This is a genomic window from Pseudomonas sp. LBUM1662 (assembly GCF_059695915.1).
In genome coordinates, this window is sequence record NZ_CP166793.1 from 1,869,445 (window position 1) to 1,893,768 (window position 24,324).

A 24,324-nucleotide genomic window follows, 5' to 3' on the forward strand; every position below is an offset into this window, starting at 1 on the left:
ACAACCTGAGGAAAATGCACTCTTTAGAGTAGGGCACGGCATGTATAATGCCGCCCGTCTTTCGGGGAGTGGCGAAAACATTGCATTTGTTTGACGCAGCTCTCTAGAACAAGCCGCCAATGCATCTATGCTGCATCTCTTTAGCGGCCGCTCCGCCGCCGACTTGAACCGCAAAAGGCCCGTGATCTCTTGACCAGTCCTGTCCTGCAAACCGTTGCCCTCGCTTGTGAGCGAGACCTTCGGCTGCTCTTCGAAAATCTCGAATTGAGACTGGCCAGTGGCGAAATGGTGCAAATCAGCGGCCCCAACGGCAGTGGCAAGACCAGCCTGCTGCGTCTGCTATCCGGCCTGATGCAGCCGACCGCCGGTCAAGTGCTGCTCAATGGCCAGCCGCTGAACGATCAGCGCCTGGAACTGGCGCGCAACCTGCTGTGGATCGGCCATGCCGCCGGGATCAAGGACCTGCTGACGCCGGAGGAGAACCTGACCTGGCTCTGCGCTCTGCACCAACCGGCCTCACACGAGGCGATCTGGCGAGCGCTGGCCGATGTCGGACTGCGCGGTTTCGAGGATGTTCCCTGCCACACGTTGTCCGCCGGGCAGAAACGCCGCGTGGCGTTGGCGCGGTTGTACCTGGACAGCCCACCGCTGTGGATCCTCGACGAACCGTTCACCGCGCTCGACAAGCAAGGCGTGGCGCAACTCGAAGAACACCTGGCCGCGCACTGTGAGCGCGGTGGCATGGTGGTGCTGACCACTCACCACACGCTGAGCCGGATGCCGACCAGCTATCGCGATATCGATCTAGGGAAGTGGGCCGTATGAGTGTTTTCGGCCTGTTGGTCGCCCGTGAGGCCCGTTTGCTGTTCCGCCGTCCGGCTGAACTGGCCAATCCGCTGGTATTTTTCGCGATCGTCGTTTCGCTGTTCCCTTTGGCGGTCGGACCCGAGTCTCAATTGTTGCAAACCTTGTCTCCGGGACTGGTCTGGGTCGCGGCCCTTTTATCGGTCCTACTCTCGCTGGACGGGCTCTTCCGCAGTGATTTCGAAGACGGATCGCTTGAACAGTGGGTCCTTTCGTCGCACCCCCTGCCTCTTCTGGTTTTGGCCAAGGTACTGGCACACTGGGCCTTCTCTGGCCTGGCACTGGTTTTGCTCGCTCCACTGCTGGCATTGATGCTCGGTTTGCCAACCGCCTGTCTGCCGGTGTTGCTGCTTTCTTTATTGCTGGGTACACCGGTGCTGAGCCTGCTCGGTGCGGTGGGCGCAGCCCTGACGGTGGGATTGAAGCGTGGCGGCCTGTTGCTGGCGCTGCTGATTCTGCCGCTGTACATCCCGGTGTTGATTCTTGGCAGCGGCGCCTTGCAGGCGGCGTTGCAGGGCATGCCGGCGACCGGTTATCTCTTGTGGCTTGGTAGCCTGACCGCCTTGGCGATAACCCTGACACCGTTTGCAATAGCTGCTGGCCTGAAGATCAGCGTCGGCGAATAATGAGGTCTGGTTAAATTTTAACCAGTAAAGACCCTTTGGCTCTTCAAAGCGAAGAGCAACCGTGATGGAAACAGTAATGAACTGGACCTGGTTTCATAAGCTCGGCTCGCCCAAATGGTTTTACGGCATCAGTGGCAAACTGCTGCCGTGGCTGAGTATCGCCGCGTTGTTGCTGATCGGCATCGGTGTCGTTTGGGGCCTGGCTTTCGCGCCGCCTGACTACCAGCAAGGCAACAGCTTTCGCATCATCTATATCCACGTTCCCGCCGCCATGCTGGCGCAGTCCGTCTACGTGATGCTGGCGGTGTGCGGCATCGTCGGGCTGATCTGGAAAATGAAACTGGCCGACGTCGCCCTGCAATGCGCGGCGCCCATCGGTGCCTGGATGACCGCCGTGGCGCTGGTCACCGGCGCGATCTGGGGCAAGCCGACCTGGGGCTCGTGGTGGGTCTGGGATGCGCGACTTACGTCCATGCTTATTCTGCTGTTCCTGTACTTCGGTCTCATTGCGCTGGGCAACGCGATCAGCAATCGTGACAGCGCGGCCAAAGCCTGCGCGGTCCTGGCGATTGTCGGCGTGATCAACATCCCGATCATCAAATACTCGGTGGAGTGGTGGAACACCCTGCACCAGGGCGCGACCTTCACCCTCACCGAAAAACCGGCAATGCCTGCCGAGATGTGGCTGCCACTGTTGCTGACGGTGCTGGGTTTCTACTGTTTCTTCGGCGCGGTGCTGTTGCTGCGCATGCGCCTTGAAGTGCTCAAGCGCGAAGCCCGGGCGAGCTGGGTGAAAGCGGAAGTGCAGAACAGTCTGGAGGCCGTTCGATGAGTTTTGCTTCATTCGGCGACTTCCTCGCCATGGGCCATCACGCCCTGTATGTCTGGTCAGCCTATGGCATCTGCCTGGCGGTGCTGGCCCTCAACGTGGCGGCGCCGATCCTGGCCCGCAAGCGGTATCTGCAACAAGAGGCGCGTCGTTTGCGCCGGGAGAACGGCAAGTGAATCCGCTGCGCAAAAAGCGTCTTATCATCATTCTCGCGATCCTGGTGGGTGTCGGCGCAGCCGTCGGCCTGGCCCTGAGCGCCCTGCAGCAGAACATCAATCTGTTTTACACCCCGACCCAGATCGCCAACGGCGAAGCCCCGCAAGATACGCGCATTCGCGCCGGCGGCATGGTCGAGCAAGGTTCGCTGCAACGTTCCGGCGACTCGCTGGACGTGAAATTCATCGTCACCGACTTCAACAAGTCCGTGACCATCAGCTATCGCGGCATCCTCCCGGACCTGTTCCGCGAAGGGCAGGGCATCGTGGCCCTGGGCAAACTGAACGCCGACGGCGTGGTGGTGGCCGACGAAGTGCTGGCCAAGCACGATGAAAAGTACATGCCGCCGGAAGTGACCAAGGCTTTGAAAGACAGCGGTCAATCTGCTCCAACGCCCGCGAAGGAGGGTTGATCGATGACATCTGGACTGTTTATTCCTGAACTCGGCCACCTGGCCATGATCCTGGCGCTGTGTTTCGCGCTGGTTCAGGCCATCGTGCCGTTGCTCGGCGCCTGGCGCGGTGACCGTTTGTGGATGAGCCTGGCCCAACCGGCCGCCTGGGGCCAGTTCACCTTTTTGCTGTTCGCCTTCGGTTGCCTGACCTACGCGTTCATGGCTGACGACTTCTCCGTCGCCTATGTGGCCAGCAACTCCAACAGCGCCTTGCCGTGGTATTACAAGTTCAGCGCGGTGTGGGGCGCCCACGAAGGCTCGTTGCTGCTGTGGGCACTGATCCTCGGTGGCTGGACTTTCGCGGTGTCGGTGTTCTCCCGGCAGTTGCCGCAAGTAATGCTGGCCCGCGTGCTGGCCGTGATGGGCATGATCAGCACCGGTTTCCTGCTGTTCCTGATCCTTACGTCGAACCCGTTCAAGCGCATCCTGCCGCAAGTGCCCAGCGATGGCGCGGACCTCAATCCGCTCCTGCAAGACATCGGTCTGATCGTTCACCCGCCGATGCTGTACATGGGTTACGTCGGTTTCTCGGTGGCATTCGCTTTCGCCATTGCCGCGCTGATGGGCGGTCGTCTCGATGCGGCGTGGGCGCGCTGGTCGCGTCCGTGGACCATCGTCGCCTGGGCCTTCCTCGGCATCGGCATCACCCTCGGTTCGTGGTGGGCTTACTACGAACTCGGCTGGGGCGGCTGGTGGTTCTGGGACCCGGTGGAAAACGCCTCGTTCATGCCTTGGCTGGTGGGTACGGCGCTGATTCACTCGTTGGCGGTCACGGAAAAACGTGGCGTGTTCAAGAGCTGGACCGTGTTGCTGGCCATCGCTGCGTTCTCGTTGAGCCTGCTAGGCACGTTCCTTGTGCGTTCCGGTGTACTGACCTCGGTTCACGCCTTCGCGTCCGATCCTGAGCGCGGCGTGTTCATTCTGATTTTCCTGCTGTTTGTGGTCGGCGGTTCGCTGACGCTGTTCGCCCTGCGCGCGCCGGTGGTGAAGAGTCATGTTGGCTTCAACCTCTGGTCCCGGGAAACCCTGCTGCTGGGCAACAACCTGGTGCTGGTGGTGGCGGCGTCGATGATCCTGCTGGGCACCTTGTACCCGCTGATTCTCGATGCGATGACCGGCGCCAAGCTGTCGGTCGGCCCGCCGTACTTCAACGCGCTGTTCATTCCGTTGATGGCGTTGCTGATGATGGTGATGGCCGTCGGCATGCTGGTGCGCTGGAAAGACACACCGGTCAAATGGCTGATGAGCATGCTCACGCCGGTGTTGCTCGGCAGTGCCGCGTTGGCCGTGGTGGCCGGTGTTGCTTACGGCGATTTCAACTGGGCGGTGATCGCCACGTTCATGCTCGCCGCGTGGGTGTTGCTGGCCGGTGTGCGCGACATCCTCGACAAGACCCGCCACAAAGGCCTGATCAAAGGCCTGCCGACCCTGACCCGCAGCTACTGGGGCATGCAGGTCGCTCACCTCGGCATCGCCGTCTGTGCCCTCGGCGTCGTGCTGTCGAGCCAGAACAGTGCCGAGCGTGATTTGCGCCTGGCACCGGGCGAGTCCATGGACCTGGCCGGTTATCACTTCGTGTTCGAAGGCGCCAAGCACTACGAAGGCCCGAACTTCACCTCCGACAAGGGCACCGTGCGAGTGATCCGCGATGGCAAGGAAGTCAGCGTGCTGCACCCGGAAAAACGCCTCTACACCGTGCAGAACTCGGTGATGACCGAAGCCGGGATCGACGCCGGTTTCACCCGTGACATTTACGTCGCACTCGGCGAACCGCTGGGCGATGGCGCCTGGGCCGTGCGCGTGCACGTCAAACCGTTCGTGCGCTGGATCTGGTTCGGCGGACTGCTCACAGGTTTTGGCGGGTTGCTGGCGGCGCTGGATCGCCGTTATCGGGTCAAGGTGAAAAGCCGTGTGCGTGAAGCACTGGGCATGACGGGAGCCACTGCATGAGACGTTGGTTGATGCTGTTGCCGCTGGCGATTTTTCTGGTGGTGGCTGTTTTCCTGTATCGCGGGTTGTACCTGGACCCCGCCGAGTTGCCTTCGGCGATGATCGGCAAACCGTTCCCGGCGTTTTCCCTGCCGACCGTGGAGGGCGACAAGACCCTGACCAAGGCTGACATTCTCGGTAAACCGGCGCTGGTCAATGTGTGGGCCACCTGGTGCATCGCCTGCAAGGTCGAGCATCCGGTGCTGAACAAACTGGCCCAGCAAGGCGTGACGATTTATGGCATCAACTACAAGGACGTCAACGCCGACGCGAAGAAGTGGCTGGTGGAGTTCCACAACCCTTACCAGTTGGGCATCAGTGACGCGGAGGGCTCGCTGGGCCTGAACCTCGGCGTCTACGGCGCACCGGAAACCTTCTTCATCGACGCCAAAGGCATCATCCGCGACAAGTTCGTCGGCGTGATCGACGAGCAGGTCTGGCGCGAGAAACTGGCGGCCAGGTATCAGGCGCTGGTCGACGAGGCCAAGCCATGAAACGCTGGATAGCCGCTGTTGTACTGGGTTTGAGCATGGCTGGCGTCGCGCACGCAGCCATCGACACCTACGAATTCGCCAAAGAAGGTGATCGCGAGCGTTTTCGCGAGCTGACCAAAGAACTGCGTTGCCCCAAGTGCCAGAATCAGGACATCGCCGATTCCAACGCGCCGATTGCCGCCGACCTGCGCAAAGAGATTTTTCGCATGCTCGGCGAGGGCAAGGACAACCAGCAGATCATCGACTTCATGGTTGATCGCTACGGTGATTTCGTCCGTTACAAACCCGCTCTGAACGCCAAGACCGCCTTGCTCTGGTTCGGCCCCGCCGGCCTGTTACTGGGCGGTTTTGTGATCATCGCCGTGATCGTCCGCCGTCGTCGCGTGCAACGCACGGACAGCAAGGACGAGCTTTCTGCCGAGGAGCGCGAGCGCCTCGACCACCTGTTGGATAAAACCAAGAATGATTGATTTCTGGCTCGCTGCAGGTCTGCTACTTCTGGTTGCCCTGAGTTTTCTGCTGATCCCCGTTTTGCGTGGCCGTCGCGCACAACTTGAAGAGGATCGTACTGCCCTGAACGTCGCGTTGTATCAAGAGCGCGTGGCTGAGTTGCAAACCGAACAGGAAGAGGGCGTGCTCAACGCTGCGCAACTGGAAACCGGTCGCGCCGAAGCGGCCCGTGAGTTGCTCGCCGACACCGAAGGCGTCGAGGCACCGCGCGTGGCGCGCATGGGCAAACCGTTGCCCTTGCTGGCGGCGATTCTGGTGCCGGTCCTGGGGCTGGGCTTGTACCTGCATTTCGGCGCCAGCGACAAGGTCGAACTGACCCGTGAATTCGCCCAGGCGCCGCAGTCGATGGAAGAGATGACCCAGCGTCTGGAGCGCGCGGTCGCGGCTCAGCCGGATTCCGCTGAAGGCTTGTATTTCCTCGGTCGCACGTACATGGCTCAGGATCGTCCCGCTGATGCCGCGAAGATCTTCGAACGCACGGTGAACCTGGCGGGTCGTCAGCCGGAACTGCTCGGCCAATGGGCCCAGGCCCAGTATTTCGCCGATGGCAAAAAGTGGTCGGACAAGATTCAGGCACTGACGGACGAAGCGCTGAAAGCCGATCCGAAAGAAGTCACCAGCCTTGGCTTGCTGGGCATCGCGGCGTTTGAAAGCCAGCGTTATCAGGACGCCATCGACTACTGGAATCGCCTGCTGGCGCAGTTGCCGCCGGAGGACAGTTCCCGAGCTGCGCTGCAAGGCGGGATCACCCGGGCGACCGAGAAGCTTGAAGCCAGCGGCGGCAAAGTCGCCCAGGCCCCAGCGGCCAAAGCGGCAGCGAAGCTTAAAGTCACCGTCGATCTGGCGCCTGAACTCAAAGCCAAGGTCCAGCCCGGCGACAGCGTGTTCATTTTTGCCCGTGCGACCTCGGGTCCACCGGCACCGCTGGCCGCCAAACGCCTGACCGTTGCCGACTTGCCGGCCACCGTTGAACTGGGCGATGCCGACGCAATGATGCCGCAGTTGAAACTGTCGAACTTCCCTGAAGTCCAACTGGTTGCGCGCGTCTCCCGCGCCGGCCAACCGACTGCCGGCGAATGGATCGGTCGCAGCCAGCCCCTGGCCAGCAGCACCACCGCAGCGCAAAAACTGACCATCGACAGTCCGGACAAATAACAGCCCGGGATAATTAACAGGAACCACCGCCATGACCGCCATCGCTCGTATCACCCTGCTCAGTCTGGTTTTGGGGTTAAGCGCTTGTGCGGTCCAACGGCCCCCTGAGCAGCCAACCCCGCCACCGATCCCGCCGTCGCAGCCGAGCACTAAACCAGCTCCGTCGACGGCACCGAGCAAACCGACCACCCCGGCCAAACCCGCCAAGCCGCTGCCACGCACCTCTGCCAGCTTCGCGCCGCCACCGGGCGGCAACAGCCATTGGGATGCCAAGCTTGGCGTTTACGTGCTGGATGATCAGCCCAATACCTTCTACCGCCAGCGCACCTACTACCGCTGGAACAACGGCTGGAGCCGGTCGATCAGCCCGAACGGGCCATGGGAAGAGACCAATATCCATGGCGTGCCGGGTGGGTTGGGGCGGCAGTTCGGGGAATAACGCAAAAGGCGACTTTCGAGTCGCCTTTTTTGTGGGCGCAGTAAAGGCGACGGGATCGCTATGGGACCTTGTGGGAGCTTGATGGTGTGCATATCCGTTTCTGCGGTTACGGCTTCTATTGGTTCCGCCCTTACGGCGGGTCACTTGGAAGACCGCCAAGTAACCAAACGCTTTCGCCCCTGACGTACGGTGCCTCGCTGTGGCTCGGCATGCCCTCACGACGGGGCAGATCAAGATCAAGATCAAAATCAAAAGCCAAAGCAAGGCGGCCGACCGGCCTGGGCTCAGGCGTACGCGTAAACCCAACGCACACGCGTCCCCCTGTAGGAGCTGTCGAGTGAAACGAGGCTGCGATCTTTTGATCTTGCCGTTGCTTTGCCCGACCGACGCAACGCCTGCGTTCAGCCTCTGGAAAAGATCAAAATCAAAAGATCGCAGCCTCGTTTCACTCGACAGCTCCTACAGAGGAACACGTGTGCCGGAGCGAGGGCATGCCGATCCAGGGCGAGGCACCGAACGTCAGGGGCAAGAGCGCTTTGGTTACTTGGCGCTGTTCCAAGTGACCCGTCGTAAGGGCGGAACCAATAGCCGCCGCTACCGCAAAAATGGATATGTACACCTGATAGAGAATGGTCGGCTATCAGGCCGCCTTCGCAGGCAAGCCAGCTCCCACAGGGATCGGATGCATCCGTAGAATTGAGGTCGGCTCTAAGGCCGCCATCGAGAGCAGGCTCGGTCCTACAGGTCCAGCAGTAACCCCACCCGCTCAACCTTTCACAAAACCTTCATCAAATGGTTAAGCCAGCGACTTGTGCGAGTCATAGGGCTGACACAGCCCGTGCCTAAAGTCGGTTGAACTTCAAAGCGGCCAGGGACGGCTGTTCAACCAGACAGAGAAGCCCATGAACGCAGCTATCCATGTCGATCATCTGAACAAGACCTTTGCGCGCAAGACCGCACTGGTCGACCTCGAACTCACCATCGCAACCGGTGAGATGGTCGCGCTGATTGGCGCTTCCGGCTCCGGCAAGTCCACCTTGCTGCGGCACCTCGCGGGCCTGGCCTGTTGCGATCGCAGCAACGGCGGCAGCGTCAAGGTACTGGGGCGGGAAGTGCAGGCGTCCGGGCGTTTGAATGGCAAGGTTCGTCGCCTGCGCGCCGACATCGGCTACATCTTCCAGCAGTTCAACCTGGTCAACCGCTTGAGCGTGCTCGATAACGTGCTGCTCGGTTGCCTGGGCCGCATGCCACGCTGGCGCGGCAATTTGAGCCTGTTCAATGCCCAGGAAAAACAGTTCGCCATGGAGTCCCTGGACCGTGTCGGCCTGGCCGATCTGGCGGCGCAGCGGGCGTCCACCTTGTCCGGCGGACAACAGCAGCGCGTGGCGATTGCCCGTGCACTGACCCAGCGTGCCGAAGTGATTCTGGCCGACGAACCCATCGCCTCGCTGGACCCGGAATCGGCGCGCAAGGTCATGGAAATCCTCGCCGACATCAACCGCCGCGACGGCAAGACCGTGGTGGTGACCCTGCACCAAGTCGACTACGCCACGCGTTACTGCCCCCGAGCCGTGGCGCTCAAGGGCGGGCGCATTCATTTCGACGGCCTCGCCGCAGAGCTGAGCAGTCAGTTCCTCAACGATTTGTACGGTGCCGACATCGACACCAGCCTGATGTTTTCCGACCAGACCCGCCGCACCGAACCCGCGCCACGGCTGGTGCTGGCTCGCGTGTGAACAACCTCCACTTCCTCAACTACGCACCCTCAGGAATCCTTTCCATGTTGAACCGTATCGGTCGTGTTTTTGCAGGCGCAGCACTGCTCGCCAGTTGTGTGCTGGGCACCGCCCAGGCTGAAGAAAAAGCCATCAATTTCGGCATCATGTCCACCGAGTCTTCGCAGAACCTGAAGAGCATCTGGCAGCCGTTTCTCGATGACATGCAGAAGAAAACCGGCCTGAAAATCAATGCCACCTTCGCCTCCGACTACGCGGGCCTGATCCAGGGCATGCGCTTCAACAAAGTCGATGTTGCATGGCTGGGCAACAAGGCCGCGATGGAAGCGGTGGACCGTTCCAACGGTGAGATTTTCGCCCAGACCGCTGCCGCCAACGGTGCCGCCGGATACTGGAGCGTGCTGATCGTGCGCAAGGACAGCCCGATCAACTCCGTCGACGACATGCTCAAGAACGCCAAGAACCTGACCTTCGGCAACGGCGACCCGAACTCCACCTCGGGCTACCTGGTGCCGGGCTACTACGTGTTCGCCAAGAACCACGTCGATGCGGCCACCGCGTTCAAGCGCACCCTCAATTCCAGCCATGAGGTCAACGCCTTGAGCGTGGCCAAGGGGCAACTGGATGTGGCGACCTTCAACACTGAAAGCTGGGATCGCCTGGAAGTCACCCAGCCGGACAAGGCGGCACTGCTCAAGGTGATCTGGAAGTCGCCGCTGATCCCGGCCGATCCGCTGGTGTGGAGCAAGGCCCTGAGCGACAGCGAGAAGACCAAGATCCGCGATTTCATTTTCAGCTACGGCGACACCGACTCCGAGAAAGCGGTGCTCAAGGGCATGCAGCTGGGCAAGTTCCTGAAGTCCAGCGACGACCAGTTGCTGCCGATCCGTCAGCTGGAACTGTTCAAGCAGCGCACCACGATCAGCGCCGATACCAAGCTTGAAGCGGCGGACAAGGCCAAGCGTTTGGCCGAGATCGATGCCGAGCTGGCGAAGCTGCAAGAGCGCCTGACCTTGATCGAGAAGAGCGCCGACAAAAAGACGGCATCCACCGCCGGTTGACCCTGTGGGAGCGGGCTTGCTCGCGAAAGCGGTGTGTCAGTCGCCATCGATGGTGTATGTGCCGCCGTCTTCGCGAGCAAGCCCGCTCCCACAGGTTTTGCACTTGGCATTAATTAGAGAAATCCTATGACCACTCTGCACGCTGAAGCTGTCGGCAAGCGCACCTGGCCGCAGTACGCCGGTTGGGGGCTGTTCCTGGTTTTGTTGGCCTGGGCCTGGCACGGCGCCGAGATGAACCCGATGGCGCTGTACCGCGACTCGGGAAACATGGCGACCTTCGCCGCTGATTTCTTCCCGCCGGATTTTCATGAATGGCGCTCCTACCTCAAGGAAATGATCGTCACCGTGCAGATCGCCCTCTGGGGCACGGTGCTGGCGATTGTCTGCTCGGTGCCGCTGGGCATTCTCTGCTCGGAAAACATCACTCCCTGGTGGATCCACCAGCCACTGCGCCGGGTGATGGACGCCTTCCGTTCGATCAACGAAATGGTGTTCGCCATGTTGTTCGTGGTGGCGGTCGGTCTGGGTCCGTTTGCCGGGGTGCTGGCGCTGTGGATCAGCACTACCGGCGTGCTTGCCAAGCTGTTCGCCGAAGCGGTCGAGGCCATCGACCCGGGCCCGGTTGAAGGGGTTCGCGCCACCGGTGCCAGCGCTCTGCAAGAAGTGATCTACGGGGTGATTCCGCAAGTGATGCCGCTGTGGGTGTCCTACGCGCTGTACCGCTTCGAGGCCAATGTGCGCTCGGCGACGGTGGTGGGGATGGTCGGTGCCGGCGGGATCGGGGTGATTCTGTGGGAGAACATCCGCGCCTTTCAGTTTGTTCAAACGTGCGCCGTCTTGCTGGTGATCATCGTCGTGGTGAGCCTGATCGACATCCTGTCGCAACGCCTGCGCAAGCAGTTCATCTGAATTTCGGAGGGGTGCCCGTGGGCGCTTTTTTTAAGCATGCAGTTGTCTAGACAAGATGAGCCGGTGTACCGCGAACTGGCCGACATCCTGCGTCGCGAGCTGGCCGATTATCAGGCCGGGGATTTCCTGCCGGCCGAGGTGCAGTTGGCCGAGCGTTTCGGGGTCAACCGCCATACCTTGCGCCGCGCCATTGATGAGCTGGTGTTCGAAGGCAGCCTGCTGCGCCGCCAGGGCAAGGGCACGCAAGTGCTGGAACGGCCGCTGATTTATCCGATGGCCGCCGACAGTGCCTACAGCCAGTCGTTGTCGGCCCAGGGATTGGGCGTCGAGGCGGTGTTGCTCAAGCGCCGTTATTGCTTCGCCAGCCGTGAAGAGGCGCAACACCTCGGGCTTGCCGAGAGGGCGCCGATGATCGAATTGCAGACCTTGCGCAAGCTCGATCACCAACCGGTCAGCCTCATCCGCCATCGCTACTGCGCCAGCCATGCGCCGTTGCTGGCGGACTACACCGGCGGTTCCCTGCGCCAGTACTTGAGCGAACGGGACATGCCGCTGACCCGCACCCTGAGCCTGATCGGCGCCCGGTTGCCCAGCCGCGAAGAAGCCGCGTTGCTGATGATGCCCCGGCATTTGCCGGCGCTGAGTGTGTTCACCCTTTCCCGCGATCGCGACGGCCACCCAGTGGAGCTGGCCCAGTCCACCAGCCGTTCGGATCGCTTCCAGTACCAGGTCGTCACCTGATGGAGAACTCAACGATGAACCCTGCTCCCAACGCTGCGCGGCAGCACTGGATCGGCGTGCTGGCCCGCGCCCGTCGCAGCGAACTGCAGCCCCATGAAGCCGCGCTGCGTGACGTCGAGTACCAACTGATTCGTGCGCCGGAAATCGGCATGACCCTGGTTCGTGGCCGCATGGGCGGCAACGGCGCGCCGTTCAACGTCGGCGAAATGAGCGTGACCCGCTGCGTGGTGCGCCTCGCCGATGGCCGGACCGGTTACAGCTACCTGGCCGGTCGCGACAAGGCCCACGCCGAGTTGGCCGCCCTGGCCGATGCTCACTTGCAGGGCACGCAACAGCGCCATTGGCTCGATCTGGTGATCACACCGCTGGCCAATGCCCAGGCACACCGTCGGGCGCAGAAAGAGGCGGACACCGCCGCCACCAAAGTGGAATTCTTCACCCTCGTGCGAGGAGAAAACTGATGAGCGCACCGTTGCTGCAACCGGCGTTTACCGACCCGGTGCTGGATGCTCAGCGCGGCTTTCGCGCCGCGCTCAAAGCGCTGGCCGGTCCCGGCCTGATCCAGACCTTGAACGCCACGCCAAGCCTGGAAGGACTGGCGCCCGCCACTTACGCCTTGTGCCTGGCCTTGCTCGATGGAGACACGCCGCTGTGGCTGGCGCCGTCCTTCGACACGCCGGTGATCCGCGCCAACCTGGCCTTCCACTGCGGCTGCCCGCTGACCGCGAATCGCGAAACCGCACGTTTTGCCTTGCTCAGCGCCGAGGATCTGCTTGACCTCAGCGGCTTCGACCATGGCAACGATCGTTACCCCGATCAGTCCTGCACCTTGCTGGTTCAACTGCCGAGTCTCGCCGCTGGGGCAGGTCTGGCCTGGCGCGGACCGGGCATTCAGACCGAGCACCGGGTCCATCTGCCGGTGGCCGAGGGCTTCTGGCGCGAGCGTGAACAACGCAACGAATTTCCCCGGGGGCTGGATCTGTTTTTCGCCGCCGGTCACGACTTTATCGGCCTGCCGCGCAGCACCCGGGTCGTTCGCACCGCAGAGGAGTTTGCCTGATGTACGTAGCCGTCAAAGGTGGCGAACAGGCCATCGACAATGCCCACCGTCTGCTGGCGAAAAAGCGCCGGGGCGACACCTCGGTCACTGAACTCGGCGTCGAGCAGATCCGTCAGCAACTGCCGTTGGCGGTGGCGCGGGTGATGAGCGAAGGCTCGCTGTATGACGAAGAACTGGCCGCGCTGGCGATCAAGCAAGCGGCGGGGGATCTGGTCGAGGCGATCTTCCTGCTGCGCGCCTATCGCACCACCTTGCCGCGTTTCAGCCCGAGCCTGCCGATCGACACCTCGGACATGCAGCTCAGCCGGCGTCTGTCCGCCACCTTCAAGGACGTGCCTGGCGGCCAGTTGCTGGGGCCGACCTTCGACTACACCCACCGTCTGCTCGACTTTGCGTTGCTCGCCGAAGGCGAATATCCGGGACCGCAAACCACCCCGAACACCCGCCTCGAACCCTGCCCACGGGTCCTCGGTTTGCTGGCCAGGGAAGGCTTGATCAAGAACGAGTCCGACAACAGTGACAGCGTCGCCGACATCACCCGCGATCCGCTGGAATTGCCCGCCAGTCGCGCCCAACGCTTGCAGGCTCTGGCCCGTGGCGATGAGGGTTTTCTGCTGGCGTTGGGGTATTCGACCCAGCGCGGTTATGGCCGCAATCACCCGTTCGCGGGGGAGATTCGCATCGGTGATGTGGAAGTCTGGATCGATCCCGAAGAGCTGGGTTTCCCCGTCTGTCTGGGCAGCATCGAAGTGACCGAGTGCGAGATGGTCAACCAGTTCGTCGGCTCAGCCACCGAGCTGGCGCAGTTCACTCGTGGGTACGGCCTGGCGTTCGGGCATGCCGAGCGCAAGGCCATGGGCATGGCGCTGGTCGACCGCGCCTTGCGGGCCGAGGAGTTCAACGAAGAGATCGTGTCCCCGGCGCAGCAGGAAGAATTCGTGCTGATGCACTGCGACAACGTCGAGGCCGCCGGTTTTGTCTCGCACCTCAAATTACCGCACTACGTGGACTTCCAGGCCGAACTGGAACTGATCCGCAAACTGCGCAAGCCGGCCGAGGGCCACAGCCATGAATGATATGAGTCAGGCACCGCTTCGCGACGCGGCGTACAACTTCGCCTACCTCGACGAACAGACCAAACGCATGATCCGCCGCGCCTTGCTCAAGGCCGTGGCGATCCCCGGTTATCAGGTGCCGTTCGGTGGGCGCGAGATGCCGTTGCCTTATGGCTGGGGCACCGGCGGCATGCAATTGACCGCAGCGATTCTCGGTGCCGACGACGTGCTTAAAGTCATCGACCAAGGCGCGGATGACACCACCAACGCCGTATCGATCCGCCGCTTCTTCGCCCGCACCGCAGGCGTCGCGACCACCGAAAGCACTCCGGACGCGACGGTGATCCAGACCCGTCACCGCATCCCGGAAACGCCGCTGCACGCCGATCAGATCATGGTGTATCAGGTGCCGATTCCCGAGCCGTTGCGTTTTATCGAGCCGTCGGAAACCGAGACCCGGACCATGCACGCGCTTAATGATTACGGGGTGATGCACGTCAAACTCTACGAGGACATCGCCACTTTCGGCCACATCGCCACCGCTTATGCCTACCCGGTGATGGTCGACGAGCGCTACGTGATGGACCCGTCGCCAATCCCCAAATTCGATAACCCGAAACTCGACATGAGCCCGGCGCTGATGCTGTTTGGCGCGGGCCGGGAAAAGCGTTTGTACGCAGTGCCGCCGTACACGCAAGTCACCAGCCTGGACTTCGAAGACCACCCCTTCGAAGTGCAGAAATGGGAAGAGTGCTGCGCCATTTGCGGCAGCCGTGAGTCGTTCCTCGACGAGCTGATCCTCGACGATGCAGGGACCCAGAGCTTCGTCTGTTCCGACACTTATTACTGCGCCCAGCGCGTCAGCCCGCAGGAGCAGGGCCAATGAACCAGGCGCTGAAAAACCAACCGTCTACTGCCAACGCCGAGCCTTTGCTGCAGGTGCGCGATTTGTCGTTGCTGTACGGCCCCGAGAAGGGGTGCCAGGGCGTCAGTTTCGATTTGTATCCCGGCGAAGTGCTGGGGATTGTCGGCGAGTCCGGCTCGGGTAAATCGACGTTGCTCTCATTGCTCAGCGGCCGCCTGCCGCCCCAGCGCGGCAGAATCGGTTACCGCGACAAGCAGGGCGAATGGATCGACTTGTACAGCGCCAGCGAAGCCGAACGCCGGACCTTGTTGCGCACTGAGTGGGGTTTTGTCGAACAGAACCCGCGCGACGGTTTGCGCATGGGCGTTTCGGCCGGTGCCAACATCGGCGAGCGCCTCATGGCCCAAGGCGTACGCAATTACCAGCAACTGCGCGGGGCGGGGATCGACTGGCTGAGCCAGGTGGAAATCGACCCTCTGCGCATCGACGACTTGCCGCGGACCTTCTCCGGCGGCATGCAACAGCGGCTGCAGATTGCCCGCAATCTGGTGTCGAGCCCGAGGCTGGTGTTCATGGACGAACCGACCGGTGGCCTCGATGTGTCGGTGCAGGCGCGGTTGCTCGATCTGCTGCGCGGGTTGGTGCGTGAGCTGGACCTGGCCGTGGTGATCGTCACCCATGACCTGGCCGTGGCGCGTTTGCTGGCGGATCGGCTGATGGTGATGCGGCGCTCGCGGGTGGTGGAAACCGGGTTGACCGACCAGATCCTCGACGACCCGCAGCACCCTTACTCGCAACTGTTGGTGTCTTCGGTGTTGCAGCCGTGACGTCCCGCCCCTCTGTGGAAATCCGAGCGATGAATACGTTGATCGAGGTCCGTGACCTCTCGAAAACCTTCACTCTGCATCAGCAGCACGGCGTGGTCCTGAACGTGCTGCGCGGGGTGAATTTCAGTGTGGCGGGCGGAGAATGCCTGGTGCTGCATGGCCAGTCCGGCGCCGGTAAAAGCACCTTGCTGCGCACGCTGTATGGCAACTACCTGCCGGCGGGCGGCAGCATCCGCGTGCAGCACGACGGTCACTGGCTGGAACTGGTGGGTGCCGAGCCCCGGGACATTCTTCAAGTGCGCCAGCGAACGCTGGGTTACGTCAGTCAGTTCTTGCGGGTGATCCCGCGCGTGGCGTGCCTGGACGTGGTGATGGAACCCGCGCTGGCCCGTGGCTGGTCAAGACACCTGGCGCAATCGCGTGCCGAGTTGTTGCTCAGCCGTTTGAACATTCCACAACGCCTGTGGCAATTGGCGCCGGGCACTTTTTCCGGTGGCGAGCAGCAGCGGGTCAACATCGCCCGGGGTTTTATGGTGGCGTGGCCGGTGATGTTGCTCGACGAACCGACAGCGTCCCTGGACGACACCAATCGCCAAGTGGTGCTGGAGCTGATGAACGAAGCGAAAGCGGCGGGCGCCGCGCTGATCGGCATCTTCCACGACCGCACTGCCCGCGAGGCGGTCGCCGATCGCCATCTCGACATGACCCCGGCCGCTGCCAACCACGAGGAATACGCCCATGTCCGTTGAACAGATCCTCAGCAATGCCCGACTGGTCACCGCTGACCGTGTGTTCCTCGGCACCGTGCTGCTTCGCGACGGCTTGATCGCCGACATCGCTGAAGGCCCAAGCCGCTTGCCCCAGGCCCAGGACCTCAACGGTGATTACCTGCTGCCGGGACTGGTGGAGTTGCACACCGACAACCTGGAACGCCACATGACCCCGCGCCCCGGCGTGGACTGGCCATCGCGCTCGGCGGTGCTCAGCCACGATGCGCAGATCATTGCTGCCGGTATCACCACGGTGTTCGACGCCGTGTCTATCGGCGACGTGAACCCCAAAGGCAATCGCATGCAGAAATTGCCGGCGATGCTTGAGGCGATTTCCAGCGCCTCCGACGCCGGGCTGACCCGCGCCGAACACCGTCTGCATCTGCGTTGCGAGCTGTGCCATCCGGACACGCTGAGCGTATTCCGTGACCTGGTGGAGCATCCGCTGGTGCAACTGGTATCGGTGATGGACCACTCGCCGGGCCAGCGCCAATTTGTGCTGGAAGCCAAATACCGTGAGTACTACATGGGCAAATACCACCTGACGACCACGCAGATGGACGAGTTCATCGTCCTGCAAAAGGCCAACTCCCGCGAGTACAGCACCCGTTATCGCGAGGCGATTGTCGAGCATTGCCTGGCCCGTGGTCTGTCGGTGGCCAGCCATGACGACGCGACCCTGGCCCATGTCGAAGAGTCCTCGCGCTACGGCATGACCATCGCCGAATTCCCGACCACGGTCGAGGCGGCGCGCGGCAGCCAGCAAAACGGCATGAAGGTGTTGATGGGCGCGCCGAACATTGTGCGCGGCGGTTCCCACTCGGGTAACGTGGCCGCCGCCGACCTGGCCGCTGAAGGGCTGCTGGATATTCTGTCCAGCGATTACTATCCGGCCAGTCTGCTGCAAGCTGCGTTTGCACTGGCGGCCCTGGACAACCCGTGCGACCTGGCCCAGGCGGTACGCATGGTCAGCCTGGCCCCGGCCAGAGCCGCAGGGTTGAGCGATCGTGGCGAAATTGCGCCGGGTTTGCGAGCGGACCTGGTGCAAGCCCGGAGCCAGGACGGATTGCCGGTGGTCCAACAGGTCTGGCGACAAGCGAAGAGGGTGTTTTGATGGCGGGCAGGTTGATCTATCTCATCGGGCCTTCAGGTTCGGGCAAGGACAGCCTGCTGGATGCCGCACGCGCGCGATTGGCCGAACGCGGCTGTCGCATCGTGCGCAGAGTCATCACCCGCTCGGCGGAATCCGTGGGGGAGGCGGCGCAAGGTGTGAGCCTCGATGAGTTTGCAACGCTTGAGGCTCAGGGCGGGTTTGCCCTAAGCTGGCGCGCCAATGGCCTGGCCTACGGCATCCCCCGGGACATCGACGATTGGCTGGCTGCGGGGCAGGACGTACTGGTCAACGGCTCGCGCGGTCATTTGGCGCAAACCCGTTTGCGCTATCCAAACGTGCTCGTGCTGTTGCTGACGGTCGATCAAGCTGCACTGCACCAGCGCTTGCTGGCACGGGGGCGTGAATCCGTCGCCGAGATTGCCGAGCGGCTGGCACGCAATGCGCGCTTCAGCGAACGGCTGCTCGCCGAGCACGATCCGGCGTTGCATGTCATCGACAACTCCGGGCCGCTGGAACACACGGTCGAACAAATGCTGGCCTGTATCGACGGACAACCCGTATGCGCCTGACCTTACTCGGCACCGGCGACGCCCGACAGGTCCCGGTCTACGGCTGCGACTGCGCGGCCTGCGACCTGGCCCGTCACGATGAACGCCGCCGACGTCGCCCGTGCAGCGCGCTGATCGAATGCGGCGATCAGCGCTGGCTGATCGACAGCGGCCTGCCCGACCTGACCGAACGCTTCCCTGCCCGCAGTTTCAACGGCATTTTCCAGACCCACTACCACGCCGATCACGCCCAAGGGCTGCTGCATTTGCGCTGGGGCCAGGGCCTGGTGATTCCAGTGCATGGACCGGACGACCCGGAAGGCCTGGCCGACCTCTACAAACACCCCGGCATCCTCGATTTCAGCCAGCCGTTCGGCCACTTCGAAACCCGCCAGTTCGGCACGCTCAGCGTCACGGCGTTACCGCTGCTGCATTCAAAACCCACCTTGGGTTACCTGTTCGAAGGAGAAGGACGACGGATCGCCTACCTGACCGACACCGTCGGCCTGCCGCCCGCCACCACGGCCCGCCTGCAACGTGAACCGCTGGACCTGCTGGTGCTCGACTGCTCACTACCGCCGCAACCGCAGGCGCCGCGTAATCACAACGATCTGAACCTCGCGTTGCGATGCATTGAAGACCTGCAACCGGGGTTGGCGGTGTTGACGCATGTGGGGCATACGCTGGATGCGTGGTTGCTTGAGCATGGCAGGGAGTTGCCCGGGAATGTCAGGGTGGGTTTTGATGGGGATGAGGTGTAGCGATAGTTGTTGGAGCTGGCGAAGCTTTCGATCTTTCGATCTTGATTGAATCGTTTCTCAGGCCGTTTTTGCCAACAACCCCTGCACATACTCCACAAACACCCGAGCCTTCGCACTGGCCATTCTGCCCGTTGGAAACACCGCCCAAAGGTCCTGATTCGGCAACGTCCAATCCTTCATAACTTCCCTGACCGCACCGCTGGCCAGTTCCGGTGCAAACATCCATTCCGATGCCAAGGTCAGTCCTTGATGGGCAAGCACGGCTGCACGCAGACCTTCGGCGGCGTTGACGCGCAGGCGGCCGCTGATGATGACTGACTGCTCATCTGTGCCGTTGCGGAACTGCCAGTGGGCACCACCGCCCAAGGTGTAGGCGACGGCCTGGTGTTTGCTCAGGTCTGCCGGGCAGGCGGGCTCGCCGTGTTTTTCGAAATAGGCGGGCGCGCCCAGCACCATGCGCCGGCATTCGGCGATTTTGCGGGCGGTGAGGCCGGAGTCGCTCTGGGTACCCAGGCGCAGGGCGATGTCGACGCCTTCTTCGACCAGATTGACGTTGCGGTCGTCGAGCATCAGGTCGATGTTCAGGTCCGGGTTTTGATCGAGGAAAGGCCCGAGGTGCGGAACGATGTGCAGTCGGCCGAAGGTCACGGCGGCGCAGATGCGCAGGTTGCCGGAGAGCCCGCTGGCGGCGCCGCGTGCTGCGTTGTCGGCCTCGTCGGCTTCTTCGATGGCACGCTTGGCGCGTTCGAAGAAGGCCAGCCCGGCTTCGGTGGGCGTCAGGCCGCGAGTGGAGCGCAGCAGCAGTCGAACGGCGAGGCGCGCCTCCAGTTGCGCGATGGTTTTCGACACGGCGGGCTGGCCGATATTCAGGCGCCGGGCGGCGGCGGAAAACGAGCCGGTTTCCACCACGTAGACGAAGGTTTCCATTGCGCCGAGGCGGTCCATCTCGAGTCCTTGTGAAGATCAAACTGTGGGAGCAGGCTTGCTCGCGAATACGGACTGACATACACCAATAATGTCGACTGATACACCGCATTCGCGAGCAAGCCCGCTCCCACAGGGGATCTGTGTATTCAGTTAAAACGCGGCTTTGCCGATTGAAGAACCGCCATCGACAAACAAGGTTTGCCCGGTGATAAATCCGCTCTGCTCAGACAACAAAAACGCAATCGCCGCCGCGATCTCATGCGGCTGGCCCAGACGCCCCATCGGCACACCCGCCAGATACCGCGCTTCGCCTTCGCTGCCCGGCGGATTGTTGGTGCGGAACAGTTCCGTTTCCGTCGGCCCCGGCGCCACGGCGTTCACGGTCACGCCGGTTTGCGCCAGTTCCAGCGCCCAGGAACGCGTGAAGCTGATCAGCGCCGCTTTGGCCGCCGCGTACGCCGTACGCTGGGTGATGCCAAGCACGGTCAAGCTGGAAATATTCACCACCCGGCCCCAGCCCTTGGCGCGCATGTTCGGCAGCAGCGCCTGGGTGGCCTGCAACGCCGAATGCAGGTTGACCCGCATCACGTCGTCGAAGGTGTCGAGGTCGATTTCGCCCAGCACCTGCGGGCGAACCAGGCCGACGTTATTCACCAGCCCATCAAATTCATACGTCCTGGCCAGATCCGCCAGCACTTCCTGGGTCAGCGCACGGTCACTCAAATCCAGCGGAAACAGAATGCCGGGGAACGACAGGTCCGGCGTTCGGGCAATCCCGACCACCCGATGCCCCGCGCGGTCCAGATGCTCGGCCACGGCCCGGCCAATGCCTTTGCTGGCGCCAGTGATGAGAAAGGTACGTCGGGTCATTGCAAACTCCTTGAAAGAACATGCCGCCGGGGCAGGCGGCAGTTGAACGGGTCAGCCGTGAGTTGTATCCGGCATCGCTTCAGGCTCCGGACGCTGAGTGTAATCCGGCTTGGCCCGGGTCTTACAAGGATCTGTCGAGACGAGTTTTTGTCCGCGATGTTTTGGGCGCTTTTATGCAGTCGCCAACGAAGCCTTCGACGAAACACTCAAGAACCGCAACAACGCCAGCAGCGGAAACGCGCTGCCCACGATCACAATCCACAGCCAGCCGCCGTGCTCATACACCGCACTGGCCACCGACGAACCAAACGCGCCACCGATGAAGATGCTGGTCATGTACAACGCGTTCAAGCGGCTGCGGCTTTTGGCGTCGAGGGCGTAGACCGCGCGTTGGCCGAGGACCATGTTCATCTGCACGCAGAAGTCGAGCACCACGCCGGTGACCGCGAGGCCGATGACGCTGTAGACCGGGTGGATGAACGCGGGCAGGAAGCTCAGGCTGGCGAACAGCAGGGCCAGCAATGAGGCGATGCGGGTGTGGCCGGCGTCGGCCAGTCGACCGGCGATAGGGGCGGCGATCGCACCGATGGCACCGACCAGGGCGAATATCGCGATCTGGGTTTGCGACAGGCCATGATTGCGCGCCAGTTCCAGCGGCACGGCGGTCCAGAACAGGCTGAACGTGGCGAACATGCAGCCCTGGTAGAGCGCGCGTTGACGCAACACCGGTTGCTGGCGCAACAGCGTCCACAGGGAACCCAGCAACTGGCCATAAGAAGCGCTGTGATCAGGCTGGCGCTTGGGAATGGTCAATGCCAGCACCACGCTGATCGCCGCCATCAACACCGCCGCGATCACAAACATCGCGCGCCAGCCGAAGTGATCCGCCACGACGCTGGACACCGGCCGCGCCAACAGAATCCCAAGCAGTAAACCGCCCATGATTCCACCGACGACCCGACCGCGCGACTCTTCCGGCGCGAGGTGCGCCGCCAGCGGAATCAGGATCTGCACCGACACCGAACTGAAACCCACCAGCAACGAGATCAGCAAAAACACGTTCGGCTGGTCGGTGAACGCCGCGCCCAACAGACTGGCGATCGCCACCACGGTGGTGATGATCATCAGCCGGCGGTTTTCCAGCAGATCGCCCAGTGGCACCAGGAAGAACAGCCCCAGCGCGTAACCGATCTGGGTCAGCGAAACGATCAGGCTGGCCATGGTGCTGGTCAGGCCGATGTCCGGCGCGATCAGGCCGATGATCGGCTGGGCGTAGTAAATGTTGGCCACAATCGCGCCGCAGCAGAAGGCGAACAGCAGCACCATGCCTTTGGTCATTGTCGCGGTGCCGTGGGGCACCTGGGTCGCTGGGTTCATAACGTGTCTCGCTGAACAGAAGGGAATGCGCGCAGGCTAAAGAGGTATCGGAATCGGCAGAAGAGGGATTGGAGTGATAGCAATCATTCCTTTGCGGAATGAGTGACGGACGGCAGTGCTGTCCATCGACGAACCTTGCGTCAAAATTTTCAGGTCCGATGATACATTCACTTACATCCTGTTCGATAGCGTGCTTATGTTCTCTCTCTCGTTTCCTAACCGGAAGGCACTTCCATGAATGCGATGTTTCGTCACCTTATTCGCGGCGCTTCAGTGGTCACCTTGATCGGCGTGTTCACGGCGGGTCTGGCCCAGGCCGCCGACGCGCCGGGAATGCGCATCGGTGTGCGCGGCGAGATCACCGGCGTCAGCCCCGATGTCTTGAAAGTCCACGTCAACAGCGGTGAAAACGTGGTGATCAACCTGACCCAAGACACCAAAGTCCGCGCCGTGACCCTGGCCAATATCGAAGACATCAAACCCGGCAGCTACATTGGCTCGGCGGCCATTCCACAAGACGATGGGACCTTGAAGGCGCTGGAAGTCCACGTCTTTCCACCGGAACTGGCGGGCAGCGGCGACGGGCATCGACCGTTCGATCTGGTCAAGGGCAGCAGCATGACCAACGGCAGCGTGGGCGATCTGGTGGTCAGCAATGGCCGGGTGTTGACCGTCAACTACAAGGGCGGGCAGCAGAAGATCCTGGTGCCGGAGGATGTGCCGATCGTGAACCTGATGCCGGGGGATCGGAGTTTGCTGAAGGTGGGGGTGAAGATCGTGACGTTTGTGACCCAAAGTGCTGACGGGACGCTGACCGCGCAATCCATCTCGGCCGGCAAGGATGGCGTCACCCCACCGATGTAATGGCCTGTCCCAAACCCTGTGGGAGCGGGCTTGCTCGCGAAAGCGGTGTGTCAGTCGACATCAATGTTGAATGACACACCGCTTTCGCGAGCAAGCCCGCTCCCACAGGGGGGCTGCGGTGTCGCAGAAAGCGCATACAAAAAAGGCGACCTCATCGGGTCGCCTTTTCGTTGGGCTCAGGAATTACTGGCCGCTGTAAATCTGATCAAAGACTCCACCATCATTGAAGTGAGTCTTCTGCACCGTGCGCCAGTCACCAAAGGTCTTCTCCACCGACAAGAAGTCCACCTTCGGGAAGCGATCGGTGTACTTGGCCAGCACCGCCGGATCACGCGGGCGCAGGTAGTTGGCCGCTGCAATTTCCTGACCTTCAGGCGACCACAGGTACTTCAGGTATTCCTCGGCTGCAGCACGAGTGCCTTTCTTGTCGACGGTTTTATCGACCACCGACACCGGCGGCTCGGCTTCAGCGGAGACGCTTGGGTAGATCACTTCGAACTGATCACGGCCAAACTCGCGGGCAATCATTTCCGCTTCGTTTTCGAAGGTCACCAGCACGTCACCGATCTGGTTGGTCATGAACGTGGTGGTGGCGGCACGGCCACCGGTATCCAGCACCGGCGCTTGCTTGAACAGCTTGCCGACGAAGTCTTTGGCCTTGTTCTCGTCACCGCCGTTTTTCAGCACATAACCCCAGGCGGACAGGTAGGTGTAGCGACCGTTACCCGAAGTTTTCGGGTTCGGCACGATCACTTGCACGCCGTCCTTGAGCAGGTCCGGCCAGTCTTTCAGGGCTTTCGGGTTGCCTTTGCGGACGATGAACACGGTGGCCGAGGTGAACGGCGCGCTGTTGTTCGGCAGGCGGGTGACCCAGTTGTCCGGGACCAGTTTGCCGTTGTCCGCCAGGGCGTTGATGTCGGTGGCCATGTTCATGGTGATGACGTCAGCCGGCAGGCCATCGATCACCGAACGCGCCTGTTTGCTGGAGCCACCGAAGGACATCTGCAGGGTGATGTTCTCGTTGTGCTCGGCTTGCCAGTGTTTCTGGAACGCAGTGTTGTAGTCCTTGTAGAAATCGCGCATCACGTCGTAGGAAACGTTGAGCAGGGTCGGTGCGGCCTGAGCCACGCTGGTCAGTGCCAGGCCAGCGGCCAGAAGTGAGGCGCCAAAGAGTTTTTTCACTGCGCATTCCTTGTTCGTAGATGTTTTTTGTTTAAAGGTGAGGCAATTTGCCAGCGACTATAACTGGGCTCGCATAGGCCT

General features: G+C 62.0%; 28 protein-coding genes. 24 read left to right on the plus strand and 4 right to left on the minus strand.

The genetic code is table 11. The features are described 5' to 3' along the window. Positions 1-189 precede the first annotated feature (189 nt). From ccmA to phnP, 23 genes are all read left to right on the plus strand, one after another. A complete protein-coding gene (ccmA, locus tag ACA049_RS08360; protein ID WP_497334585.1) occupies positions 190-825 on the plus strand; it encodes a cytochrome c biogenesis heme-transporting ATPase CcmA in 636 nt (211 codons plus the stop codon). Further along, the gene (gene ccmB, locus ACA049_RS08365; protein WP_090188533.1) at positions 822-1,490 is read left to right on the plus strand and encodes a heme exporter protein CcmB; all 669 of its coding nucleotides are present in this window, start codon (positions 822-824) and stop codon (positions 1,488-1,490) included. The genes ccmA and ccmB overlap by 4 nt, the downstream gene beginning before the upstream one ends. 76 nt (positions 1,491-1,566) lie before the next feature. Next, a complete protein-coding gene (locus ACA049_RS08370) occupies positions 1,567-2,322 on the plus strand; it encodes a heme ABC transporter permease (RefSeq protein ID WP_497334587.1) in 756 nt (251 codons plus the stop codon). Continuing rightward, positions 2,319-2,495, plus strand: a complete 177-nt coding sequence (gene ccmD / locus ACA049_RS08375) for a heme exporter protein CcmD (protein ID WP_008145547.1) — start codon at positions 2,319-2,321, stop codon at positions 2,493-2,495. The genes ACA049_RS08370 and ccmD overlap by 4 nt, the downstream gene beginning before the upstream one ends. Next, positions 2,492-2,947, plus strand: a complete 456-nt coding sequence (ccmE, locus tag ACA049_RS08380) for a cytochrome c maturation protein CcmE (protein WP_497334589.1) — start codon at positions 2,492-2,494, stop codon at positions 2,945-2,947. The genes ccmD and ccmE overlap by 4 nt, the downstream gene beginning before the upstream one ends. A gap of 3 nt (positions 2,948-2,950) precedes the next feature. Then, positions 2,951-4,939 carry a heme lyase CcmF/NrfE family subunit gene (locus ACA049_RS08385; protein ID WP_497334591.1) on the plus strand — a complete coding sequence of 663 codons (1,989 nt, stop codon included), beginning with the start codon at positions 2,951-2,953 and terminating at the stop codon, positions 4,937-4,939. After that, entirely contained in the window at positions 4,936-5,472 is a 537-nt protein-coding gene (locus tag ACA049_RS08390; RefSeq protein WP_403099509.1) for a DsbE family thiol:disulfide interchange protein, read from the plus strand. Before ACA049_RS08385 ends, ACA049_RS08390 begins: the two co-directional genes overlap by 4 nt. Then, on the plus strand, positions 5,469-5,942 hold the full coding sequence (locus ACA049_RS08395; RefSeq protein ID WP_497334593.1) for a cytochrome c-type biogenesis protein: 474 nt from the start codon (positions 5,469-5,471) through the stop codon (positions 5,940-5,942). Before ACA049_RS08390 ends, ACA049_RS08395 begins: the two co-directional genes overlap by 4 nt. Next, positions 5,935-7,137, plus strand: a complete 1,203-nt coding sequence (ccmI, locus tag ACA049_RS08400) for a c-type cytochrome biogenesis protein CcmI (protein WP_497334595.1) — start codon at positions 5,935-5,937, stop codon at positions 7,135-7,137. Before ACA049_RS08395 ends, ccmI begins: the two co-directional genes overlap by 8 nt. 31 nt (positions 7,138-7,168) lie before the next feature. After that, complete coding sequence (locus ACA049_RS08405) at positions 7,169-7,576, plus strand: hypothetical protein (protein ID WP_109628612.1); 408 nt, start codon at positions 7,169-7,171, stop codon at positions 7,574-7,576. A 902-nt stretch (positions 7,577-8,478) separates the two neighbouring features. Beyond that, positions 8,479-9,312 carry a phosphonate ABC transporter ATP-binding protein gene (gene phnC, locus ACA049_RS08410; RefSeq protein WP_497334597.1) on the plus strand — a complete coding sequence of 278 codons (834 nt, stop codon included), beginning with the start codon at positions 8,479-8,481 and terminating at the stop codon, positions 9,310-9,312. Between the two features lie 44 nt (positions 9,313-9,356). Further along, positions 9,357-10,373, plus strand: a complete 1,017-nt coding sequence (gene phnD, locus ACA049_RS08415; protein WP_497334599.1) for a phosphonate ABC transporter substrate-binding protein — start codon at positions 9,357-9,359, stop codon at positions 10,371-10,373. A gap of 126 nt (positions 10,374-10,499) precedes the next feature. Then, positions 10,500-11,282: a phosphonate ABC transporter, permease protein PhnE gene (phnE, locus tag ACA049_RS08420; protein WP_212626853.1), complete on the plus strand. Its 783-nt coding sequence runs from the start codon at positions 10,500-10,502 to the stop codon at positions 11,280-11,282. A 36-nt stretch (positions 11,283-11,318) separates the two neighbouring features. Next, the gene (gene phnF, locus ACA049_RS08425; RefSeq protein ID WP_497334601.1) at positions 11,319-12,023 is read left to right on the plus strand and encodes a phosphonate metabolism transcriptional regulator PhnF; all 705 of its coding nucleotides are present in this window, start codon (positions 11,319-11,321) and stop codon (positions 12,021-12,023) included. Between the two features lie 14 nt (positions 12,024-12,037). Further along, a complete protein-coding gene (gene phnG / locus ACA049_RS08430) occupies positions 12,038-12,484 on the plus strand; it encodes a phosphonate C-P lyase system protein PhnG (RefSeq protein WP_497334603.1) in 447 nt (148 codons plus the stop codon). Next, positions 12,484-13,083 carry a phosphonate C-P lyase system protein PhnH gene (gene phnH, locus ACA049_RS08435; protein ID WP_497334605.1) on the plus strand — a complete coding sequence of 200 codons (600 nt, stop codon included), beginning with the start codon at positions 12,484-12,486 and terminating at the stop codon, positions 13,081-13,083. Before phnG ends, phnH begins: the two co-directional genes overlap by 1 nt. Beyond that, positions 13,083-14,159: a carbon-phosphorus lyase complex subunit gene (locus ACA049_RS08440; protein ID WP_497334607.1), complete on the plus strand. Its 1,077-nt coding sequence runs from the start codon at positions 13,083-13,085 to the stop codon at positions 14,157-14,159. Before phnH ends, ACA049_RS08440 begins: the two co-directional genes overlap by 1 nt. After that, positions 14,152-15,024 carry an alpha-D-ribose 1-methylphosphonate 5-phosphate C-P-lyase PhnJ gene (locus ACA049_RS08445; protein ID WP_497334609.1) on the plus strand — a complete coding sequence of 291 codons (873 nt, stop codon included), beginning with the start codon at positions 14,152-14,154 and terminating at the stop codon, positions 15,022-15,024. Before ACA049_RS08440 ends, ACA049_RS08445 begins: the two co-directional genes overlap by 8 nt. After that, positions 15,021-15,830: a phosphonate C-P lyase system protein PhnK gene (gene phnK / locus ACA049_RS08450; RefSeq protein ID WP_497334611.1), complete on the plus strand. Its 810-nt coding sequence runs from the start codon at positions 15,021-15,023 to the stop codon at positions 15,828-15,830. The genes ACA049_RS08445 and phnK overlap by 4 nt, the downstream gene beginning before the upstream one ends. A gap of 29 nt (positions 15,831-15,859) precedes the next feature. Further along, entirely contained in the window at positions 15,860-16,579 is a 720-nt protein-coding gene (gene phnL, locus ACA049_RS08455; RefSeq protein WP_497334613.1) for a phosphonate C-P lyase system protein PhnL, read from the plus strand. Beyond that, a complete protein-coding gene (locus ACA049_RS08460) occupies positions 16,569-17,714 on the plus strand; it encodes an alpha-D-ribose 1-methylphosphonate 5-triphosphate diphosphatase (RefSeq protein ID WP_497334615.1) in 1,146 nt (381 codons plus the stop codon). The genes phnL and ACA049_RS08460 overlap by 11 nt, the downstream gene beginning before the upstream one ends. After that, positions 17,714-18,283, plus strand: coding sequence for a phosphonate metabolism protein/1,5-bisphosphokinase (PRPP-forming) PhnN (phnN, locus tag ACA049_RS08465; RefSeq protein WP_497334617.1), 570 nt, complete (start codon positions 17,714-17,716; stop codon positions 18,281-18,283). Before ACA049_RS08460 ends, phnN begins: the two co-directional genes overlap by 1 nt. Further along, positions 18,274-19,023 (plus strand): phosphonate metabolism protein PhnP, encoded by a 750-nt coding sequence (gene phnP, locus ACA049_RS08470; protein WP_497334618.1) that lies wholly within the window; start codon positions 18,274-18,276, stop codon positions 19,021-19,023. The genes phnN and phnP overlap by 10 nt, the downstream gene beginning before the upstream one ends. Positions 19,024-19,080: 57 nt before the next feature. Here the strand turns inward: phnP and ACA049_RS08475 are convergent, their stop codons facing one another. The 3 genes from ACA049_RS08475 to ACA049_RS08485 all read right to left on the minus strand — a co-directional run bounded on the left by ACA049_RS08475 (position 19,081) and on the right by ACA049_RS08485 (position 22,197). Then, the gene (locus ACA049_RS08475) at positions 19,081-19,968 is read right to left on the minus strand and encodes a LysR family transcriptional regulator (protein ID WP_497334620.1); all 888 of its coding nucleotides are present in this window, start codon (positions 19,966-19,968) and stop codon (positions 19,081-19,083) included. A 132-nt stretch (positions 19,969-20,100) separates the two neighbouring features. Beyond that, positions 20,101-20,820, minus strand: a complete 720-nt coding sequence (locus ACA049_RS08480) for an SDR family oxidoreductase (RefSeq protein WP_497334622.1) — start codon at positions 20,818-20,820, stop codon at positions 20,101-20,103. Between the two features lie 171 nt (positions 20,821-20,991). Then, positions 20,992-22,197 (minus strand): MFS transporter, encoded by a 1,206-nt coding sequence (locus tag ACA049_RS08485; RefSeq protein WP_497334624.1) that lies wholly within the window; start codon positions 22,195-22,197, stop codon positions 20,992-20,994. 234 nt (positions 22,198-22,431) lie between these two features. Between ACA049_RS08485 and ACA049_RS08490 the strand changes: the two genes are divergently transcribed. Next, the gene (locus tag ACA049_RS08490; protein ID WP_497334626.1) at positions 22,432-23,061 is read left to right on the plus strand and encodes a hypothetical protein; all 630 of its coding nucleotides are present in this window, start codon (positions 22,432-22,434) and stop codon (positions 23,059-23,061) included. Between the two features lie 183 nt (positions 23,062-23,244). On the opposite strand, the gene ACA049_RS08495 is transcribed toward ACA049_RS08490, so the two are convergent. Continuing rightward, entirely contained in the window at positions 23,245-24,243 is a 999-nt protein-coding gene (locus ACA049_RS08495) for a sulfate ABC transporter substrate-binding protein (protein ID WP_150702741.1), read from the minus strand. Positions 24,244-24,324 lie beyond the last annotated feature (81 nt).

Coding starts and splice junctions, on each gene's coding strand:
- phnG (WP_497334603.1), top strand. CDS start 12,038: ATGAACCCTGCTCCCAACGCTGCGCGGCAGCACTGGATCGGCGTGCTG.
- phnC (WP_497334597.1), top strand. CDS start 8,479: ATGAACGCAGCTATCCATGTCGATCATCTGAACAAGACCTTTGCGCGC.
- phnD (WP_497334599.1), top strand. CDS start 9,357: ATGTTGAACCGTATCGGTCGTGTTTTTGCAGGCGCAGCACTGCTCGCC.
- phnF (WP_497334601.1), top strand. CDS start 11,319: ATGCAGTTGTCTAGACAAGATGAGCCGGTGTACCGCGAACTGGCCGAC.
- phnL (WP_497334613.1), top strand. CDS start 15,860: ATGAATACGTTGATCGAGGTCCGTGACCTCTCGAAAACCTTCACTCTG.
- ACA049_RS08390 (WP_403099509.1), top strand. CDS start 4,936: ATGAGACGTTGGTTGATGCTGTTGCCGCTGGCGATTTTTCTGGTGGTG.
- ACA049_RS08370 (WP_497334587.1), top strand. CDS start 1,567: ATGAACTGGACCTGGTTTCATAAGCTCGGCTCGCCCAAATGGTTTTAC.
- ACA049_RS08460 (WP_497334615.1), top strand. CDS start 16,569: ATGTCCGTTGAACAGATCCTCAGCAATGCCCGACTGGTCACCGCTGAC.
- ACA049_RS08445 (WP_497334609.1), top strand. CDS start 14,152: ATGAATGATATGAGTCAGGCACCGCTTCGCGACGCGGCGTACAACTTC.
- ccmI (WP_497334595.1), top strand. CDS start 5,935: ATGATTGATTTCTGGCTCGCTGCAGGTCTGCTACTTCTGGTTGCCCTG.
- ACA049_RS08485 (WP_497334624.1), bottom strand. CDS start 22,197: ATGAACCCAGCGACCCAGGTGCCCCACGGCACCGCGACAATGACCAAA.
- ACA049_RS08385 (WP_497334591.1), top strand. CDS start 2,951: ATGACATCTGGACTGTTTATTCCTGAACTCGGCCACCTGGCCATGATC.
- phnH (WP_497334605.1), top strand. CDS start 12,484: ATGAGCGCACCGTTGCTGCAACCGGCGTTTACCGACCCGGTGCTGGAT.
- ACA049_RS08405 (WP_109628612.1), top strand. CDS start 7,169: ATGACCGCCATCGCTCGTATCACCCTGCTCAGTCTGGTTTTGGGGTTA.
- ccmD (WP_008145547.1), top strand. CDS start 2,319: ATGAGTTTTGCTTCATTCGGCGACTTCCTCGCCATGGGCCATCACGCC.
- ACA049_RS08395 (WP_497334593.1), top strand. CDS start 5,469: ATGAAACGCTGGATAGCCGCTGTTGTACTGGGTTTGAGCATGGCTGGC.
- ACA049_RS08475 (WP_497334620.1), bottom strand. CDS start 19,968: ATGGACCGCCTCGGCGCAATGGAAACCTTCGTCTACGTGGTGGAAACC.
- ACA049_RS08490 (WP_497334626.1), top strand. CDS start 22,432: ATGAATGCGATGTTTCGTCACCTTATTCGCGGCGCTTCAGTGGTCACC.
- phnK (WP_497334611.1), top strand. CDS start 15,021: ATGAACCAGGCGCTGAAAAACCAACCGTCTACTGCCAACGCCGAGCCT.
- phnN (WP_497334617.1), top strand. CDS start 17,714: ATGGCGGGCAGGTTGATCTATCTCATCGGGCCTTCAGGTTCGGGCAAG.
- phnE (WP_212626853.1), top strand. CDS start 10,500: ATGACCACTCTGCACGCTGAAGCTGTCGGCAAGCGCACCTGGCCGCAG.
- ccmB (WP_090188533.1), top strand. CDS start 822: ATGAGTGTTTTCGGCCTGTTGGTCGCCCGTGAGGCCCGTTTGCTGTTC.
- phnP (WP_497334618.1), top strand. CDS start 18,274: ATGCGCCTGACCTTACTCGGCACCGGCGACGCCCGACAGGTCCCGGTC.
- ACA049_RS08440 (WP_497334607.1), top strand. CDS start 13,083: ATGTACGTAGCCGTCAAAGGTGGCGAACAGGCCATCGACAATGCCCAC.
- ACA049_RS08480 (WP_497334622.1), bottom strand. CDS start 20,820: ATGACCCGACGTACCTTTCTCATCACTGGCGCCAGCAAAGGCATTGGC.